Here is an 18,486-nt window from a genome sequence, read left to right on the forward strand (position 1 = left end):
TCGTATGCTCGAACAACGTGGGTTCATAGACAAGATGGAATCGCTCTCTCGTCGGCTCGACGAGGTGGGAGCGCTGCTAACCGATCACGAAATCATTGGCCAGCGCGCTAAGTTCATGGCGCTCTCCAAGGAGCACGCCGAGCTCTCGCCCATCGTCGAGGCGTGGCGCCGCTACGACAAGATGCAGCGCGACATCGCGCAGGCGCGTGGGATGATCGATACCGAAACCGATCCCGAGCTGCGGGACATGGCGCGTGAGGACCTGGCGCAGCTCGAAGGGGCCCGCGCCGCGCTTGGCAGCGAGATCCAAATCCTGCTCCTACCCAAGGACCCCAACGACTCCAAAAACACGATCCTCGAAATTCGCGGCGGCACCGGGGGCGACGAGGCGGCGATTTTTGCGGGCGACTTGTTTCGCATGTACACGCGGTTTGCCGAGCGCAACGGCTGGAAGGTCGAGCTGATGAGCGCCAGCGAGGGCAGCTCGGGCGGCTACAAGGAAATCGTCATGTTCATCGAGGGCAAGGACGTCTACGCCAAGCTCAAGTTCGAGTCGGGCGTGCACCGCGTGCAGCGCGTGCCTGCGACCGAAACCCAAGGCCGCATCCATACCTCCGCCGCCACGGTGGCGGTCCTGCCGGAGGTCGAGGAGGTCGATCTAAAGATCGAAGACAAGGATCTGCGCATCGACGTGTATCGCTCCAGCGGCGCCGGCGGGCAATCGGTCAACACCACAGACTCCGCGGTGCGCATCACGCATATTCCCACCGGCATCCAGGTGGCCATGCAAGACGAGCGCTCGCAGCACAAGAACAAGCTCAAGGGCATGAAGGTGCTCCGCTCGCGCATCCTCGATGCCCAGCAGGCGGCGCGCCAGGCCGAGGAAAGCAGCATGCGCAAGTCACAGGTTGGCTCGGGCGACCGCTCTGAGAAAATTCGGACCTACAACTTCCCGCAGGACCGCTGCACGGACCACCGCATAGGCCTAACCAAGCACAACCTGCCAACCGTCATGGACGGGCATATTGGGGATATCATCGATGCGCTGCGCGCGCACGACCAGGCCGCGGCGCTTGAGTCTCAAGCTAATGGCTAGCGCGCGCTAGCCAGGACGGGCGGCGCGCGTGCAAGCGCCTTCTTGGTACCTACTTCTTGGCGGCTTCGAGCACGGCGAGCTCTTCCTGCAGCCACAGCTGGAGAAACATCGGATGCATCGGGCCGTCGTACGATTTGCCGTTGATGTAGAGACGCGGCGTCCCGTCAACTTCGGCGGCCGTGCCCTCGCCCTTGTCGGCCTCCACGCGGGCCGCAGCAGCGTCGAGGTCTTTCTCGAACTTGGCGAGATTAAGCCCAAGCGACTTGGCGTAGCCCAGCACGTCGGCGCGCTTGTGCTTGCCCACCGAGGCAAACAGCATCTTGTGCATCTCGGAAAAGCGGCCTTGCGCATCGGCCGCAAGCGCGGCGCGTGCGGCCATGGGCGAGTCGGCGTTGTGCTTGAGGGGGAAGTTCTTGTAGTAGAGCACCGCCTTGCCGCCCAAGGCCTTGATCGCGTCGTCGAGAATCGGCGAGAACCGCGCGCAATGCGGGCAGGCGTAGTCAAAAAACTCAACTAGTACAAGCGGTGCGCCCGCGGGGCCCTGCAGCGGTGGCGTCAGCGAAAACGTGTAATTCTTGCGCGGGTTTTGGTAGTGATTTTCGAACTCGGCCTTGGCCTGCTCCTCGGTCGCGCCCTCTTCGATGAGGGCGACGAGATACTTGCCGGCAAACGGCGCGCGGATGCAGCTAGCATCGGTGGTGATGCTGGTGCGCAGGCTGTGGGCCTTGCCGCACGGCGATTGCAAGGAATCGACCAGCTTGAAAAACAGCGTCGCTTGCGCGGTCGCCAGCTTGCTCGTGTCGACGCCCGGCACGGCCGTCGTATCGACGGTGGCAGCCTTGGCGGTTGCTGCCGGGGTGGTGGTGGGGGACGATTTATCGGCAGCCGCCATCACCTCGCGGGGGTCTGCCGTGGGCCCCTCTGGCTCCTTCTTTTTGCAGGAGGCCGCAACCAAGACGGGGCAAAGCACGATGGTTAGGGCCGCGGACAGCAAGCGCGCAGAGAGCTTCATAGGTACTAAACGTGTATGCGACATCGCGCTATTCCGCAATTGATCGCGGCTGTTTCGGGATCTTTAGGCGGCGGCGGCAAGATGGACAGCGCCAATTGACGAGCTGTGTCAATTCGGCTAGGTTCCGACTGAATGACGGCTCATTCATCGCCGCAACCTCCGCCGGAAGAGGCGCCTAACGATAAGCAGGCGGAAAAGCGCAGCCGTATCTTGGTGGCGGCTGAGAAGGTGTTTGCGCGTTCGGGGTTTTTCGCCGCCAAGGTCAGTGAAATCGCAAAAGAGGCGAACGTCGCCGATGGCACGATCTATCTCTATTTCAAGAACAAGGACGACCTGCTGATTTCACTGTTTGAGTCGCGGGTCGACCACGTCAATGCGGTGCTTACGCAGGCCATCGCGCCCTACCGCGATCCGTCCGAGCAAATGGCGGCCCTCATTCGCACGTATCTAAAGCTGGTGCAAGACCAGCCCGCGGTGGCCGAAGTCCTTACCATCGAGCTGCGCCAAAGCTCCAAGTTTATGAAGGAATACTCGGCGGGCCCGTTTGCCGAGTTATTGCGCATCATCAGCGGCATCATCGCGCGCGGCCAAGAGCAAGGCGAGTTTGTCACCTCGGGCACCGCGCCCCTGCTGGCGCGCATGATCTTTGGCATGCTAGACGAGCTTGCGCTGGCGTGGCTGTTGTTGCCCGAAACCAGCGAGCCAGGCGGACCTGGGCATGGTAAGCCGAGCCGAACGAAGTTTGAGTTGGGGCAGACGGCCGAGTCGGCGGTTGCCTTCGTGCTACAAGGCCTTCTGCGGAGGAAATAAACGTGAAGATACTAGTTCCCATTAAACGTGTGCCCGATCCGGCGCTCAAGACCAAGGTGAAGGACAACGTCATCGACCTCTCGGCCGCCAATTGGATCATCAATCCGTTCGACGAATACGCGCTGGAAACCGCGCTGCGCCTTTTGGAAAATGGCGAGACCAAGGCCAAGGAAGGCGAGATCGTCGTCGTCACCATTGGCGGCGAAGACGCCGGCACGCAACTGCGCCGCGCGCTGGCCATGGGCGCCGACCGCGCGATTCGCGTCGAGGCCGTCGATGCCTCGCTAGATGCGCACGTCGTTATGAGCGTGCTCGCGGCGATCTACGCGCAAGAAAAACCCGACTTGGTGCTCATGGGCAAGCAAGCCGTTGATGGCGATGCCGGCCAGGTTGGCCAGTTGCTCGCGGGCGTGCTCGGGCTGCCGCAGGCGACCTTCGCCGGCAATATCGAGCTGGCCGCCGACAAGGCATCGTTGCTAGTAGGCCGTGAGGTCGACGCCGGCGTCGAATACAAGCGCGTCGGCTTTCCGTCGGTCGTAACGGTCGACCTGCGCATCGTCGCGCCCAAGTCGGTCAAGAACGGCGTGACGCCGGATTCGTTCACCTACCACGACGAGCCGCGCATACCGTCGATGAAGGGTCAGATGGACGCCAAGAAAAAGCCGCTCGAGGTCAAGGCATTGGCCGACTACACCACTGCGACGCCCATGGTGAAAGAAACCACTGTCACCCTGCCGCCGCCTCGTACGGCGGGCCAAATTGTGCCCGACGTCGCGACGCTGGTGAAAAAACTCGTTGAAGAGGCTAAGGCGCTTTAGGGCGGCCCTTGAAAGGATTATTGCCATGGGAAATGTCTTAGCAATCTGCGAATTTGAAGGCGCCGCGATGCGGCCCTCGGCACTGGCCAATCTCGCGCTCGCTCGCCAAGCCGCCGGCGGCCATGGCGGGGAAGTCATCATAGCGCTCATCGGTAAGGGCGCCGCCGCGGCTGCGCGCACGCCGCGACGTTCGCGCCCAAGGTCGTGGTGGTCGATGACCCCGCGCTGGAGCCGTATCAAGCCGAAACGTTTGCGCCGGTGGTGGCGCAGCTGGTGCGCGCGCACGAGGCCACGCTCGTATCGGCCACCGCGACGTCCATTGGCAAAGATTTCATGCCGCGCGCGGCCGCCGCGCTTACGGCGGGCATGGCGTCGGAAGTATCGAAATGCACGGGCAAGAACCAATTCATTCGTCCGGTGTATGCCGGCAATGCATATGCGACGGTGGAGGTCAGCACGCCCATCGTCTGCGTGACAGTTCGCCAATCAGAGTTTGAACCCGCGGCCGCGCTCGCGAGCGTGGGGACGATTGTCACCGCAACTGCTCCCGCCGGAGGCGCGCTCGGCGCTAAGGTCGAGCGAGTCGAGTCGCAAAAGAGCGAGCGGCCACAACTCACTGACGCGTCGGTGGTGGTGTCCGGCGGTCGCGGCATGAAATCGGGCGACAATTTCAAAGTGCTTGAAGAGCTCGCCGATTTGCTCGGCGGCGCCATGGGCGCGTCGCGCGCCGCGACTGATGCGGGCATGGTGCCCGCCGACTGGCAGGTTGGCCAAACCGGCAAGATCGTCGCGCCCAAGCTGTATATCGCGGTCGCGATCTCCGGTGCCGTGCAACATCTCGCGGGTATGAAGGGCTCCAAGACCATCGTCGCAATCAACAAGAACAAGGACGAGCCAATCTTTGGCGTCGCCGATTACGGCCTGGTGGCGTCGTGGGAGAAGGCCGTTCCCGAGCTCATCGCCGAGATCAAGAAGCTCAAGGGTAAGTAGCGCCCCACGGGCCAAATAGCCGGCGCCTGGGCGCCTGCTTGTGCATGCGGGTGGCGGGTGCTAGCTTGCCTCCATGCAACACTTTGAATCCGCTCGTGGCGATGTCGCGGCGCTAGCTAGTTCTAGCGAGCGCACGGCCTTTTTGCGCCGCACCTACACCGTGCTCGGCATCGCCTTGCTGGGATGGGTCGGGCTTACAGCTGGCATGATGACGCTGACGCCGGAGCTATCGCTGAGCTGGTCGCAGATGGCCATGGGTGGCCGCTGGTCGTGGCTGCTCGTGATGGGTGCCTTTATGGCCGTAGGCTATGCGGCCGAACGCATGGCGCGCTCCAACACGTCGCAGGGCGTGCAGCTGGCAGGTCTTGCCCTCTTCGTCGTGGCCCAGTCACTCATCGTGCAGCCAATGTTATGGATCGCGATTGCGATGGGGACCAAATCGGGCAACTTCGACCCGCAGACAACCATCATGCAGGCCGCCGGCATCACTGGCGTTGTGTTCGTCGGGCTGACCAGTATCGTCTTCATCACCAAGAAGGACTTTTCGTTCATGCGCGGTGTGCTCACCGTGCTGAGCTTTGCCGCGCTCGGCATCATCATTTTGTCCCTGATCTTTGGGTTCAACCTCGGCACGCTGTTTTCTGGCGCCATGGTCGCGCTGATGGCGGGGTACATCCTGTTTCAGACCAGCATGGTGATGCAGACGTTCCCGACCAATCACCATGTCGCCGCGGCGCTCATGCTGTTTTCGACCATCGCGACGCTGTTTTGGTATGTGCTGCGGCTGCTCATGGAATCCCGCCGCTAGGCCCTAGTCGACCTGGTGGCGGGAAGCCACCTACATCATTTCGTTGGATAGCTAGGCGAGCCATCTGCGGCAAACTGGCTATACTATTTGCGATGGCCGCCACCGCACCCGCCTCAACGCGTGACCCCCTGCCCCGCCCGTCGCGAGACCTGACCGCCGCGAGCGCCAAGGCCGAGCAAGCCACCCTCACCGCCGCCATCGGCAAGCTCGAGCAGAGCATTGGCCTAGTGATTCGCGGCAAGGAGCGCCCCATCCGCCTTGCGGTGGCGGCGCTGCTCGCGCGTGGCCACTTGCTCATCGAAGACATTCCCGGCGTTGGCAAGACGACGCTGGGCCGCGCGCTGGCGCGCAGCGTCGGCGGCGCCTTTCGCCGTATTCAGTTCACCAGCGATTTGCTGCCATCCGACATCATCGGCGTCAACATCTACGACGCGGGCGACCGCAAGTTTGAGTTTAAGCGCGGGCCGCTGTTTGCCAACATCGTGCTCGCCGACGAGATCAATCGCACCACGCCGCGCACCCAGTCGGCCTTGCTCGAGGCGATGAGCGAGGGCAAGGTCAGCGTCGACGACGAGACCTACGACCTCGCACAGCCCTTTATGGTGCTAGCGACGCAAAACCCCTCCGAGCAATTTGGCACCTACCCGCTGCCGGAATCGCAGCTCGACCGCTTTTTGCTGCGCATCCAGCTCGGCTATCCCGATCGCGCGATTGAGCGCGAGGTGCTGCGCGAGCGCACCAATGCCGATCCGGTGGCGCGCCTCGAGCCCGCCCTCGATTTGGCGACCGTGCTCAGCCTGCAAGACGCTGTTGAGGCCGTGGCGGTCGACGAGCGCATTCTCGATTATGCGATGAACGTGGTCGAGGAGACGCGCCGGCACCCATCGATCGCGGTGGGGGTGTCGACGCGTGGCGCGCTGGCGTGGTTTCGTGTCGCGCAAGCGCTAGCGCTCTGCGAAGGCCGAACGTACTGCGTGCCCGATGACTTCAAGCAGCTTGCCCAACCGGCGCTGGCCCACCGCATCAGCCTGCGCGGCATGTACGATGGCGGCGGCACCCAGCGCGCCGAGTGTGCCCGCGCCATCGACGATATCCTGGCGCGCGTCGTCGTTCCGACCTGAGGCCGTTAACCATCGCGATGCTCGCTGCCGCTCCCTCCCTTGCCATGCCTGAGGCATCGCCTTCGCGGTGGCGCCGCTTGCAGGCATGGATCGCCAGCCCAACCGCGCTGCGCCAGCTGACGTTTACGCGCGAAGGCAAATGGATCACGTTTTTGGCCATCGCCATCGGCATCGCGGCGATCAATACCGGCAACAACCTGCTCTACTTGCTGGTCGGCTGGCTGCTATCTTTTATTGTTGCCTCAGGCGTGCTGTCCGAATGGGCCTTGCGCGATGTTGAGATCGAGCGCCGCCTGCCAAGCATGGTGTTTGCCGGCGAGCCGGTCGTGATCGAGCTGACCGCGCATAATCGCCATGGCTCGCGCGCGGCCTATTCGCTGGAAGTCACCGACGTCGTTGATGGGGCGGCGCTCGACAAGCGCTGCTACGTGCTGCGCATCGCGGCGGCGGGGGCGCAGACGCTCACGTACAGCCACATTTTTACCCAGCGCGGCCTGCACCATATCAGCGGCGTGCGCCTTGCGACGCGCTTTCCGTTTGGTTTTTTTCACAAGACTCGCATCATCGCACTGCCTGAGCAGATCATGGTCTTGCCCGCGCGCGTGCAGGTGCGCGCGCTGCCGCCACGCCCCACCCGCCGCGGCGAGACCTCGGCATCAAAGATTGGGCGCGACGGCGAATTTTATGGCATCCGCGAGCAGCGCCTCGGCGATGACCGGCGGTCGATTCACTGGAGCTCGACGGCGAAGATGGGGCGCTACATGGTGCGCGAACGCGAGCAAGAGCAGGCCCACCAAACGTCGATCTATGTCGAGCATGGCGTGACCGACGAGGCGCGCGCGCTCGTCGCCAACCACTCGCCCAGCGGCCTGGCATGCCGGCTGGCTTATGAGCGTGCGATTAGCTATGCGGCGAGCCTCGCGGCGTTCTATCTCGACCGCGGGTATCTCGTCGAGGTGATTGGCCGCGGCCTGGCGGTTCCCCCAGGCGGGGGGCGCGCGCACACCGCGGCCGTGTTGCGAGCACTTGCGCTCGCCCCATTGGTCGACGCGGCGACGCCGTTTGCGGCGTCTAAATTGCCAAGCGGCGCGCGGGTCTTTGTGCGCCCCAAATTGGCCATCGGGGGTGCGCGGCCCGAAGCCATGGTGGTCGAGGTCTAATGCAGTTCGCGGCGGCCCATAAGCTCACCACCTATGTCATGCTTGGCGCGGCGTTTGTCGCGCTCATTGGCGGTGGCGCGGTCGATCCGCTCACCGCGGTGCTCGGCACCCTTGGCCTCATCGCGTCTTGGTGGATGGAGCCGCCTCGATTTGACCTGGCGCGCCACCAAACGGCGTGGACGGTAGCGTCCATGATCGCGCTGACGTATGCCCTACTGCTCGTCGTCGCCCGCGGCGATTTGCTCGGCGGCGGCACGATGCTGATCGTGTTCCTCGCGGTCGCCAAAGCCTGTCAGCGCCGCACCAATCGCGACTGGGGGCAGCTCGTCTTCCTCTCGGTGGCCATGCTCATCGCCGCCTCCGTGCTCAACACGGGCGTGTTATTTGCGGCGTGCTTCGCGGTGTTCGTTATCACCTCGACGTGGGCGTTTACGTTGCTGCATTTGCGACGCGACGTCGAAGAAAACATCCTGACCGGCCACGCGCAGCCAGCGGCGCGCCAGCTCGCCACCGAGCGCATCTTGTCGTCGCGTCGCCTCGTCGATCGCCGATTTTTTCTCAGCACCGGGCTGGTTTCGTTGGCGGTATTTGCCGCCACCGTGTTGCTGTTTTTGTCCATTCCGCGGGTTGGCGTCGGGTTTGCCGGCCGCCAGCAGCAATCCGTGAGCATGGTGGGGTTTTCGGACGGCGTGCAATTGGGCGGCCACGGCACGCTCAAGCGCGATCAAACCATCGTCATGCGCGTCAAGGTCGATGCGCCGTATCAGGGTCGCTCCGCGCCGTACTTGCGCTGGCGCGGGGCCGCGCTCGATCACTACAGCATGGGCCAGTGGACCCGCTCGCCGGTGGCGCCAAGCACCGATGCCACGGCAACGAGCGCGGGCCCAGGCCGCCTGCGGCGCACGCTTGCCGCCTTTAGCGGCGTGCCGCGGAGCGACTTAGTGCGGCAGGAAATCTGGCTGGAACCGCTGGACACCAACGTGCTCTTTGGCGCCTCCATGCCTGTCGCCGTCGAATACCCGGTCCCCCCACCACGCGCCGGCAGGCGCTTTAGCGAACGCAACGATGAATTTCGCTTCGACCGCCGCGAGGCGTTCACCTACGTCGCCTATTCGCGCATCGAAGAGCCGTCGCGCGCGTCGCTCATTGCGCAAGGCCGCGTGCAGACCGCCTCGCCGCGCTTTGAGGCCTATCGGCAAATCCCGAGCGAAATCACCACCCGCACGCGCGACCTTGCGCGCACGATTGTCGGCGACGCGGCCACCGACTACGAGAAGGCGGAACGCCTGCGCGACTGGTTACGCGGCAATCTCAGCTATTCGCTCGAGCTTAAGGACCCCGGCGGCCTCGAGCCGATTGATTATTTTTTATTCGAGCGCAAGGCGGGTCACTGCGAATACTTCGCCTCGGCGTTTGTAATTCTCGGCCGTGAGGTCGGGCTTTACACGCGCCAGGTCAACGGCTTTCTTGGCGGCGAATGGAACGAGTACGACAACTACATCGCCGTCCGCGCCGGCGATGCCCACTCATGGGCTGAGGTGTATTTGGGCGAGGCTGGATGGGTTACGTTCGACGCCACCGCGACCGGCGCCGCGGATCTGATGGGGCGTGGCGCCAGCGGCCCCTTGGACAAGCTGCGCCGGATGATGGACAGCCTGCGCTTTGCGTGGTCGCAATGGGTGATTGAATATAGCCTTGGGCGTCAAATGGGGCTCATTCGCAGCGTGGTCCGTGGCATCGCTGGCGCGCTCGCCGCCGTAAAATCGGCGATCAATGCCGCGCTTGGGTGGCTGGCTGCGCGCTGGTACCTTATCGTCTTGCCGCTGGGCCTCTTGGGCGCGGCGTGGGCGTTTTGGCGCTGGCGGAAGACACCGTCAGACTCGACGCCTATGCGACCGCTGGGGGAGATCGCTACGCTTTTTGCTCGCGTCGAACGCGCGCTGGCGTCGCATGGGCATGCGCGCTCACCCGCGACCACGCCCCGCGAATTCCTGGGTCAGGTGGGCGCGCGCGACCCGTCGTGGCATCCATTTACCGAGGCGGTGCTGATACCCTACTACGCCGCCCAGTGGGGCAGCCAGGCGGCCGCAGCGCAACCGGTTCGAGATGCCACCAGGCAGCTCGAAGCCGAATCGCTGCGGCGAATCGCCGAGGCAGCCGCGCGGCCAAAGTGACAGCCCAAGCGTGGCGCTCTTGCCATTTTGGCGAGTCGGTGGGTTTCACCGCAACAAACCCAGCGTAAGTTGCGGCTCGCAAAAGCGGCATGCTACACCAGCAGCCATGCTGGGCTTGGCACGAGGCGTGCAATCCCTACGAGGCACGCCATGACAACAGTTAAAATCTCGTCATTCATTGCCGCGCTGACCGTGCTTGCGACGAGCATCGCGACGGGCGACCCCTTGCCCAATGGCGGCGAGGTCGTCTTTGAGCAGATCTTGATTCGAGAGGGCGGCGGCGACCTTGAAATCCCTACCGATGACGACGCCACGGCGCGGTATTTTAACAAGGCGCACTGCGTCTGTGGCCAGAGCGACGCGGGCGAGGAAAAGACGTTTGGGATTGAGCTCAAGCTTGAGGGATCGACCAGCGACCTCAATCGCCCGGCGGAAATTTGGTACGGCAGCGAATGCGATAATAATGACCAACGCGCGACGACGTGTTCGCGCGACGACGACGCAGGCATCGCCGACATCGACACGCTCGCGCTTGAATCGGTAGTCAAAGAGCTCTCGCTGTTTCGCCTGATGGAGCCCACGGAAGCCACCTGCTCAGACGACGTGCAAAACAGCGGCATCTGGGTCCTGGTCGACAGCGACGCCGATGGATCGATCGACTATGCCTCGTCGGCCACCATCACCACCGATTCACAGCCCCCGCCCATCCCTACGTTGACGGCCGCGCAAGGCGCCGAGTCGGCGATCGAATTGTCGTGGACGGCGCCCACCGAGCGCTTCGAGGACATCCATATCTATCAAGCATTGTGCGTAAAACCGGACGGCGATGCGGCGTTCGCTACGGCACCAGCGGCTGAGTTCACGACCGTCCGCAGCCTTTGCGAGCTCAATCTCAATGAGGTTGGGCTCACCGCGGTGACGCTGGGCGACGAGGAACCCGACCCGGTCCCGCCGCCGGTGGAGGCGCTGGCGCAACTCAAAGAAACCCACGTCTGCGGCACCGCGACCGCATCCGCGACCTCCATGCGCATTGAAAAACTGGAGAACGGCGTGGCTTACCAAGTCGCGCTGGTTGCGATCGACAAGGCAGGCAATGCCGCAGGCGTTTATGTCACCGATGCGGTGACGCCGGTGCCTGCGACGGATTTTTGGGAAGATTTGCATGATCGAGGCTCGGGCGTAGAAGGCGGCGTTTGCTTGATCGCGCAGGTCTATGGCGGGGATGGCGGTATTGCTAATGGTCTACGCGCCTTCCGTGATGAAACGCTTGCCAGCACGGCCTTGGGGCGCTGGCTCACCGCCCGGTACTACGCGGCCTTTGGCAAGGCTAGCTGGGCCAGCCAGCCAGCCGTACAGGTGCTGCTTGGCGTGGCGCTTTTGCCCTTGGTGGCCATGGCCCTGCTGTGGCACTGGCTGGGATGGTTGTGCGTCTTGCTAGCCGCGCTGCCATGGTTGGCGCGCAACTACCTAACCGCCGCGACGTGGCAGCGTCTTAAGGTTCGGCTGCTACGGCCTGCCGTGGCACTTGGCGTACTTATTCTCGCGCTGGCGGCAAGCCCTGCCTTTGCGCAGTCCAACAACGAGCCCTATTGGGCAAGCGACGAAGGCAGCGAGGATTACGACGATCCGAGCATCGATCCCGTCACGTGGCGCGTAGGGCTGAAGGTCGGGCCGTACGTCCCCGGCATCGACGCCCAGCTGGGCGACGAGCCCGGACCCTACGAATCCATGTTTGGCACGGGCGGCGTGATGCCGGTGCTCGACGTCGAGCGCATAATCTTTCGGCGCGCCGGCCATGTAGCCATCGCCGGCAACATCGGTTTTTTTAGTACCACCGCCAATGCCTGGCGCCAGGGGTCATCACCAACAGATCCAGATCGGCCCAGGGCGAGCTCAGACTCAAATTCGTTTCGCCTCATGCCGATGTCGATCGGCGTCTCCTATCGCCTGACGCAACTGCACGAGCAGTGGAAGATTCCCTTGGTGCCCTATGCCCGCGGCGGCGTGGCCTACTACCTGTGGTGGATCAAGGCGCCAAACGGCGACGTTGCACGCATCGAAGGCGCCGACGACAAGGCGCTTGGGGCCAGCCTGGGCGTGGTCGGCGCGGTCGGCATCTCCCTACGGCTCGATTGGATCGACAAAGATGCGATGCAGTCGATGCGCGAATCGGGCACGCAGCATGCCGGCCTCTATGCCGAGATCCAAGGCGGCAAGGTCGATGGCTTTGGCAGCGAGAAAAAGCTGTCGGTCGGCGATACGACGTGGTTTGCCGGCGTCGACTTCGAATTTTAGGCGGGCGACGCGTTCACCCATGATCCGGCGCGTCAAGCTAGTTATCGAATACGACGGCAGCGCGCTCTGTGGCTGGCAGCGCCAACAAAACGGCCCAACCGTGCAGGGGCACTTGGAGCGCTGCCTGGGCGAGGTGGTCGGCCACGCCGTCACCGTGGTTGGCGCCTCGCGCACCGATGCCGGCGTGCATGCGCACGGCCAGGTCGCGGTGTGCGAGATCGACAACACGATCCCAGACCTCGGCCTGCGGCGTGCCACCAACGCGGCGCTGCCCCCGTCGATTGCGCTCGTCGAGGTTTCGCCGGCCGCCGACGACTGGCACCCGCGCTACTCAGCGACTGCCAAGCACTATCGCTACCAGGTGCTGACGCGCCATGATCGCAGCCCGTTTAGCCATGGCCGCATGTGGCATGTCGACCGGCCGATTGACCTTGGCGCCATCGCGCGCGCGCTGCCGGCCTTCGTCGGCACCCACGACTTCTCGGCGTTTCGCGCCATCGGCTGCGACGCGGCGACGCCGGTGCGCGAGATCTTTAGCGTCACGGCGGCGCAGGTCGACCCCAACCTCTTGCAGTTTGACATCCACGGCAACGCGTTTTTGCGCAACATGGTGCGCATCGTCGTTGGCACGCTGGTCGATATTGGCCTGGGCCGCGCCGAACAGACCGACGTCGCCGCCATCATCGCCAGCAAGGACCGCACGCAGGCCGGCCAAACCGCGCCCCCCGATGGCCTATCGCTCATGCAGGTCTTCTACAGCGGCGCCAGGCCCTACGTCCCGCGCGAGCGCCGCGCGATCACCTAGGTAGTCCGCGGCGCGCGACTACATGCTTCGTCTCATCGCTACGGCTGTTCGCTCTGCTCACGACGCCTTGCGCTCAGGGCGAAGCGCTTGTCTATTTATGGTGCCAACGTGCCTTCGCGAAACGCTCTGATCCGAACATGTAGCGCACTGCTGCTGTGATCTTCTGGCTGGGATGGCGCGGATGCGGTGGTTAAGCAGATCGTGACGGCTCGGTAGATGCAAGAGCTTGACCCGTTACAGAGACGCGCTTACGGTCGTTCAATGCCCTACGACGTAGATGGATGGATAGAGGTTACTTATCTCGATAGCCAAAAAGAAGCGATAACCGAAGAGCACGCATGGCTTACCGTCATTTCGCTCTCAGCCTTTAGTCTCAGCGGCGGAGGCTTTAGCGAGCGGCTATTTGGTCTAGCCAAACATTCGGCCGGAGGTTTGTTTGCCCGCCGCGGCGTTCCAGTCAATGCCACACCATTAACCATCAGCGACTTCAATGAGGGAGATGGAATAGAGGGAGCCAGACTAGACCCCACACATGCCTATTGGAACGAAGTAGAGGAAGCAATCTTAACTTCCACGCCATCTGTGTTTGACGATCCCGACGAGCGAGAATGGGCAACCTTCATTCTTGCCGTACGCGGTGTAATAAACTTGCTAGGGAAATCGCCTGACAAATGCCGCCTCATCATTTGGGGTAATTGGTAGGCTCTGATCCGAACACGTAGCGCGCACTGCTGCGGCTATTTGCGGCCTTGGACAGAACGCAGTGGGTGGCGGAGTCAAGATTACAAATGCCGGTGCACGCCTGCAGCGATGCCGAGGCGCATCCGTCTGGCTCATGATCCATCACATCTTTTGGGGCCCAAGCGACCTGGCGCGCAATCATGCTGATCTGTTAGCCGGCTCGCCGCCGCTGTCCTGCCTTAGATGTTGTCGATAGCCCGCCGGAGAGTTTGCCCCCGCAGACCTGGAGGCCGCGTACCGGTTTGTCAACAATGAGAAACCAGACGTATGCGCCTCAGCGTGCCCTCGAGGTGCCCAACGCTGAGCTCAAAATCCCTCATTCACGTGCGAGACTGGACGTGTAGGCGCCGGGCGCGGCAGTTCATAGCCAGCGCCCCGGCGCTCCATCGCAAAACCAGCGCAGCTGCGAAGATCGCGCCGGTCGCTATCGTTGCGACCACGTCGTACAATGGAACATGGCTGCTAAGTGATAAAAAGCAGGTCGGACAATTGTGCTGCTGGGTCCCCTGCCCTGGCCAGGAGCTTAGTTGACGATTCCCCGGGCCGGGCGCTGATGGGGGGGCGTCAATTTATTTTACCCTTTTCGATTTCAGTTGCGTCAGTCGCGCAAATTGCATACTAATGCCTAATCAATGGAGGGCGGCGCCAAATCTACTAGAAAACACAAGTCGCGCACTCAACTCGCGCTGGCCGTTGGCACGCCCCATCGCAAGGCCAAGGACGGCTCGCGCCGCGGCGGCAAGCGTTTAGGCGCCGGTCGCAAGCCCAAAGGCGACGTGGCGGGGGTATCGCACGCACTGCGCCCACTGCATAAGGCCGCGCATCCGCTGCACATTTCGATGAAGGCGCTGCAAGATGTGCCTAGCCTCCGACAGCCACGCCTGGTTCGCGTTATCACGCACGCCATGCGTCAAGTTCACGCTATGCAGCAGGGCGAAGCCAGCCGCGGCGCGTTTCGCATCACTGAATTTTCGATCCAAGACACGCATGTTCATTTGTTGGTAGAAGCGGCCGACAAGCACGCGATGTCCCGCGGCATGGCAAGCCTGGCAATTCGCATCGCGCTTGCCATCAAGCGGGTTCTGGGTCGCGACGAAAAGGTCTGGCGCGACCGCTACTACGCGCGTCGCCTCACTGTGCCCAAGGAAGTCCGCAACGCGCTCGTGTACGTATTGCTTAACAGCATTAAGCACAAGCCCGACCGCGTTGCTGCTGGACGCGGCCAAACGAGCACGCGGGTGCTAGTTGATGTGCGTTGCACCTCAGCGGCGTGGTTTAAAGGCTTCTCGCCGACATGTAAGGCAACACTTCGGGTGGCTGAAACGGCGCCGCGGCACGATCCTCCCGTCGCGCCGGCGGCGACCTGGCTTCTCACCACCGGATGGCGCCGGCACGGCCTCATTGATCCGCGGCGCGATGGGCCGCGCGGGTAGGTAGTGGTCTGCTTGTGACTGATCCGTGTTGCCTTCAACGTGCCGGGCCGCGGCGGCGCAGGCGCGCCAACTGGCGCTAAGCGATGGCTGGAACCTCAGCGCCACCGCCCAAGGGCGATCCGAGATGTGATCTGTTATGAGCCGGACGGCTGCGCCTGCCGCATCGAGCGCGCTTGGGTTGTCGCGGCTTGGCTCTGACGAACCACAAGCGTACGATTCCAGCATTCGGACACTAGCGTGTCCGCGTTCTGTCTAGAACTTGGCTTGCAGCGTGAGGTTGACGCCCAGCTGATTGAACTCGCCGAACTCGTAGCGAAACGTCGACTCGGCGTCGTCGCGCGCGAGCCGGGTTTGGTTGGGGTCGTGGCTAAAGTAGACATCGAGCAAAGTCGAGAAAACGTCGCCGAAGTCGATCTGGCCCGAGAGCTTGCCGGCGAACTGCGGCACCGCGCTCTTGCCCGCGGGCAGGATGGTAATCAGCGTCTGGCCGCCACTGTTGCGAATGACCGCGGTCGACTCGCCGGTGGCGGCGGTGTCGCCGGGGATGCCCGTTGGCGAGGTGAGCGTCGCCGGCATCTCGATGCCGAGCACGATGCCGGCGGTGTACTTATCGTTCCAGTTTTTGTCGACGCCGAGGGCGGCGAAGTAATTGGGCGTGATGTCGTAGGCGACTGGAAAGTCGGAATAGGTCGGCAGCGACGGCACCGAGTGCAGGATGTACGCGAGATCGCGGTACTGCAGATCGGCGCGGAAGCGGATGCGGTCTTGCATGACGCGGATGTTGACGTCGCCGGCGCGGCCCCACTGGATCTTGGTCGAGCCACTGGCCTCAGGGTCTTTGAGCGTCTGGCCGAGCAGCGTCGCCTCGCCCATCGCCAGCCAGGAAAGGCCCGGCTTATACTTGGTCTTCTGAAATAGGCGGCCGACGCGCTCGGAGTCGTTCTTATACAGCTTGTAGTCAATGGACGAAGAAACCGGCATGCCGTCGTGGGCCGAGATTTGCACGGAGCCGCCGAACAGCTCGACGTCCTCTGTGTTGACGTCTTCGAGTTCGTTGGAGCCGCGATTAAAGTAGCCGCCATTGACCTCGACGCGAATCATGTCCGAGACGTCGTAGCCGGCGCCACCGAGAAATCCGAGCACCGAGACTTGCTCGGCCGTCGCGCTGTCGAGCACGACCGCGCTCTTGGCGCCGATAAAGGCGTAGGCGTCTTTGGTGTCATATTGCAGCTTGACGCCCGGCACGGCCTGCGAGCTGCGGCGGTATTCCTCGCTGCCGCCCCATGACAGGCGGTAGCTGTAGCCAAGGCGGAAGCGGTCGGCCGAGATTGGAAAAGCGGTCAGGCTGAGGCGCGTCGGGTCCTTGCGGGTTGGGTCTTTGTACCAGCTCACGGCGATGTACGAGCCGGCATCAGAAAAATCGATGCGGCGCTCGGTGAGCTCGTTAATCCGCAGCACGAAGGCGGCGTCGACTTCGAGCTTGTCTTTCGAATAGTTGCGGTACATCACCGCATGCGACAGCGTCTCGTAGCCCGAGAAGCGCGTGTCGTAGTTGTCAAAGAATAAGGTGCCTAGCGAATTTGGGCGACCAAAGCGCCAACCCGGCACGCTCGGGATGGTCTCGCCCGGCTTGGCGAGCAGGTTTTCATTGGTCAGGGTGAAGTTGAGCCGAACGTCCATAAAGCCGTTCTCGCCGCGCAAATGCGATGCTTCTTTGGTTTCGGCCTTGTGGCCTTCGAGCGCCGCCTTGAGCACCTCAACGGTTTTGGCTTCGACGCGCGCGGTGAGATCCGCTTCGGCTTGACGCTTTGCCTCGGCATCGGCCGCTGCGGTCGAGGTAGCTTCCTCGGCGGCCTTAGCCTCTGCCGCAGCGAGTGCCTTGGCAACGGCGTCGTCAACAAGGGCCTGCACCTGCTCAGGCGACAGCGCGGGCGCTGCCGGCGCGGGCGCGGCACCTCGCGGTTGTGCGAAGGCCACCGCGGGTAGCAACATGACCGCCAAGAGGCAGGCGTTAAGAATTCGGACGGCTTGTGCTTGCATACATCACCTAGTTCGTTACGACGTCACCCGCATCGCGCGGGAAAATGATCCAAACGTTAAATGTGCCAATATTGACCGGGCGCAACGTGCCCACCACGCGCGCCACCGTGGTGCCCGCCAGCACCGTCGGGTCGATTTCGATGATGCCGGTGCTTATGACATTGACCACGCTGCTGCCGCAGCCAAGGCCGACGTCGAGCTTCCACTGCTTGTAGCCGAGCCAGTTGTCGTCGAGCGGACAAACCATGGCGTCAACCACCTCGATGAGGCCGGCCTCTTGCCGCTCAAATAGAATGGTATCGGTGAACCACGCCGGCGCCACCGTGGCCGGCGGTGGCACGCGCGCCTCATTGACGCTGCGGTCACTCGCAAAGGTCTGCGGGAAGCTGAGTTCCGTGAGGCCATTGAAGTCCTGCACCGACCCGCCAAAGCCATCGATGAATTGACCGCGCGCGATCGATTCGCCATCTTCATCGCGCGGGCGACTAAACGTAAAGACGTACATGTGATCGTAATCGCCAGCGATGCACGGCGGCGTGCCATCATCGTCTTGGCATTGCACGTCGGAGACGGTGTAGCCCTGCGTATAGACCCCGGTCACGACCAGCCGGCCGCTGGCGCCAAAGCGCGAACCCGAGACGCGCACTTGCTTGTTGGCCAGCGGCGAGGTCTCGAGCGCATTGAGCGCGTCTTCGTCGACGGGCCGCTGCAGATCGCGCGTAAACGGGTCTTCAAACCACATCACGGGCGAGGTGCCGGTGGCCCAGGTGGCGTCATCGCCTTGCGCGTGTTCGGCCCAAATAAAGGTCGGCCCAAACACTTGTGGCAGCTCGACGGTAATCGGGCCCGCGACGCCGGCGGTCATCTCAATTTGGGCGAGCGGCACCGTGCCGCGCTTGGGCGTCAGCGTGCCGAGAAACTGCGAGTAGAGGTCGATGGCACCGGAAAAACCAGTATCGAGGGCGCCGTCATGCCCATAGGCTTCTAACGAGATCGACACCGAGGTCAGCGGCGCCAAGCGCTGCTCGGGCGTACCCAAATCCACCGGATCGGTGACCGTGACCTTGAGCGATGAGGTGCCCACCAGCGGTGGCAAAACCTCGGTGCAGGCGCCTAGAAGGCTGAACGAGAGCAGCCCTCCGCTCGCCAGCAAACAGTTAACTACGAGTCGTTGCATGGACGT

At 63.1% G+C, this 18,486-nt stretch carries 14 protein-coding genes and 1 pseudogene; 12 read left to right on the plus strand and 3 right to left on the minus strand.

From position 1 onward, the window contains the following. The first annotated feature begins 4 nt into the window (after positions 1 to 4). Positions 5 to 1,096 carry a peptide chain release factor 1 gene (gene prfA, locus IPL79_07400; GenBank protein ID MBK9070809.1) on the plus strand — a complete coding sequence of 364 codons (1,092 nt, stop codon included), beginning with the start codon at positions 5 to 7 and terminating at the stop codon, positions 1,094 to 1,096. 49 nt (positions 1,097 to 1,145) lie between these two features. Here prfA and IPL79_07405 read toward each other — a convergent pair whose 3' ends face one another. Beyond that, positions 1,146 to 2,108: a thioredoxin domain-containing protein gene (locus IPL79_07405; protein ID MBK9070810.1), complete on the minus strand. Its 963-nt coding sequence runs from the start codon at positions 2,106 to 2,108 to the stop codon at positions 1,146 to 1,148. Between the two features lie 132 nt (positions 2,109 to 2,240). On the opposite strand from IPL79_07405, the gene IPL79_07410 reads away from it, so the two are divergent. From IPL79_07410 to IPL79_07460, 11 genes and pseudogenes are all read left to right on the plus strand, one after another. After that, positions 2,241 to 2,918, plus strand: a complete 678-nt coding sequence (locus IPL79_07410; protein ID MBK9070811.1) for a TetR/AcrR family transcriptional regulator — start codon at positions 2,241 to 2,243, stop codon at positions 2,916 to 2,918. 2 nt (positions 2,919 to 2,920) lie between these two features. Next, the gene (locus IPL79_07415) at positions 2,921 to 3,736 is read left to right on the plus strand and encodes an electron transfer flavoprotein subunit beta/FixA family protein (protein ID MBK9070812.1); all 816 of its coding nucleotides are present in this window, start codon (positions 2,921 to 2,923) and stop codon (positions 3,734 to 3,736) included. A gap of 25 nt (positions 3,737 to 3,761) precedes the next feature. Further along, a pseudogene (locus IPL79_07420) lies at positions 3,762 to 4,726 on the plus strand (electron transfer flavoprotein subunit alpha/FixB family protein). 73 nt (positions 4,727 to 4,799) lie between these two features. Then, positions 4,800 to 5,534 carry a Bax inhibitor-1/YccA family protein gene (locus IPL79_07425; protein ID MBK9070813.1) on the plus strand — a complete coding sequence of 245 codons (735 nt, stop codon included), beginning with the start codon at positions 4,800 to 4,802 and terminating at the stop codon, positions 5,532 to 5,534. Between the two features lie 92 nt (positions 5,535 to 5,626). Continuing rightward, complete coding sequence (locus IPL79_07430) at positions 5,627 to 6,655, plus strand: MoxR family ATPase (GenBank protein MBK9070814.1); 1,029 nt, start codon at positions 5,627 to 5,629, stop codon at positions 6,653 to 6,655. Between the two features lie 17 nt (positions 6,656 to 6,672). After that, positions 6,673 to 7,815, plus strand: coding sequence for a DUF58 domain-containing protein (locus IPL79_07435; protein ID MBK9070815.1), 1,143 nt, complete (start codon positions 6,673 to 6,675; stop codon positions 7,813 to 7,815). Further along, positions 7,815 to 9,989: a DUF3488 domain-containing protein gene (locus IPL79_07440; GenBank protein ID MBK9070816.1), complete on the plus strand. Its 2,175-nt coding sequence runs from the start codon at positions 7,815 to 7,817 to the stop codon at positions 9,987 to 9,989. The genes IPL79_07435 and IPL79_07440 overlap by 1 nt, the downstream gene beginning before the upstream one ends. Positions 9,990 to 10,139: 150 nt before the next feature. Then, a complete protein-coding gene (locus tag IPL79_07445; GenBank protein MBK9070817.1) occupies positions 10,140 to 12,284 on the plus strand; it encodes a hypothetical protein in 2,145 nt (714 codons plus the stop codon). Positions 12,285 to 12,303: 19 nt separating this feature from the next. Then, on the plus strand, positions 12,304 to 13,089 hold the full coding sequence (gene truA, locus IPL79_07450) for a tRNA pseudouridine(38-40) synthase TruA (protein ID MBK9070818.1): 786 nt from the start codon (positions 12,304 to 12,306) through the stop codon (positions 13,087 to 13,089). Positions 13,090 to 13,350: 261 nt separating this feature from the next. After that, positions 13,351 to 13,791, plus strand: coding sequence for a hypothetical protein (locus IPL79_07455; protein ID MBK9070819.1), 441 nt, complete (start codon positions 13,351 to 13,353; stop codon positions 13,789 to 13,791). Between the two features lie 671 nt (positions 13,792 to 14,462). Continuing rightward, entirely contained in the window at positions 14,463 to 15,263 is an 801-nt protein-coding gene (locus tag IPL79_07460; GenBank protein MBK9070820.1) for a transposase, read from the plus strand. A gap of 252 nt (positions 15,264 to 15,515) precedes the next feature. Here IPL79_07460 and IPL79_07465 read toward each other — a convergent pair whose 3' ends face one another. After that, positions 15,516 to 17,303, minus strand: a complete 1,788-nt coding sequence (locus IPL79_07465) for a hypothetical protein (protein MBK9070821.1) — start codon at positions 17,301 to 17,303, stop codon at positions 15,516 to 15,518. 7 nt (positions 17,304 to 17,310) lie between these two features. After that, entirely contained in the window at positions 17,311 to 18,480 is a 1,170-nt protein-coding gene (locus tag IPL79_07470; GenBank protein MBK9070822.1) for a hypothetical protein, read from the minus strand. Positions 18,481 to 18,486 lie beyond the last annotated feature (6 nt).

It is taken from the genome of Myxococcales bacterium (genome assembly GCA_016716835.1).
Lineage (GTDB): Bacteria > Myxococcota_A > Polyangia > Haliangiales > Haliangiaceae > JADJUW01.

Excerpts from the sequence above, each read along its gene's own strand:
- prfA (MBK9070809.1), top strand. The coding sequence starts at position 5 with ATGCTCGAACAACGTGGGTTCATAGACAAGATGGAATCGCTCTCTCGT.
- IPL79_07405 (MBK9070810.1), bottom strand. The coding sequence starts at position 2,108 with ATGAAGCTCTCTGCGCGCTTGCTGTCCGCGGCCCTAACCATCGTGCTT.
- IPL79_07410 (MBK9070811.1), top strand. The coding sequence starts at position 2,241 with ATGACGGCTCATTCATCGCCGCAACCTCCGCCGGAAGAGGCGCCTAAC.
- IPL79_07425 (MBK9070813.1), top strand. The coding sequence starts at position 4,800 with ATGCAACACTTTGAATCCGCTCGTGGCGATGTCGCGGCGCTAGCTAGT.
- IPL79_07430 (MBK9070814.1), top strand. The coding sequence starts at position 5,627 with ATGGCCGCCACCGCACCCGCCTCAACGCGTGACCCCCTGCCCCGCCCG.
- IPL79_07435 (MBK9070815.1), top strand. The coding sequence starts at position 6,673 with ATGCTCGCTGCCGCTCCCTCCCTTGCCATGCCTGAGGCATCGCCTTCG.
- IPL79_07440 (MBK9070816.1), top strand. The coding sequence starts at position 7,815 with ATGCAGTTCGCGGCGGCCCATAAGCTCACCACCTATGTCATGCTTGGC.
- IPL79_07445 (MBK9070817.1), top strand. The coding sequence starts at position 10,140 with ATGACAACAGTTAAAATCTCGTCATTCATTGCCGCGCTGACCGTGCTT.
- truA (MBK9070818.1), top strand. The coding sequence starts at position 12,304 with ATGATCCGGCGCGTCAAGCTAGTTATCGAATACGACGGCAGCGCGCTC.
- IPL79_07455 (MBK9070819.1), top strand. The coding sequence starts at position 13,351 with ATGCCCTACGACGTAGATGGATGGATAGAGGTTACTTATCTCGATAGC.
- IPL79_07460 (MBK9070820.1), top strand. The coding sequence starts at position 14,463 with ATGGAGGGCGGCGCCAAATCTACTAGAAAACACAAGTCGCGCACTCAA.
- IPL79_07465 (MBK9070821.1), bottom strand. The coding sequence starts at position 17,303 with ATGCAAGCACAAGCCGTCCGAATTCTTAACGCCTGCCTCTTGGCGGTC.
- IPL79_07470 (MBK9070822.1), bottom strand. The coding sequence starts at position 18,480 with ATGCAACGACTCGTAGTTAACTGTTTGCTGGCGAGCGGAGGGCTGCTC.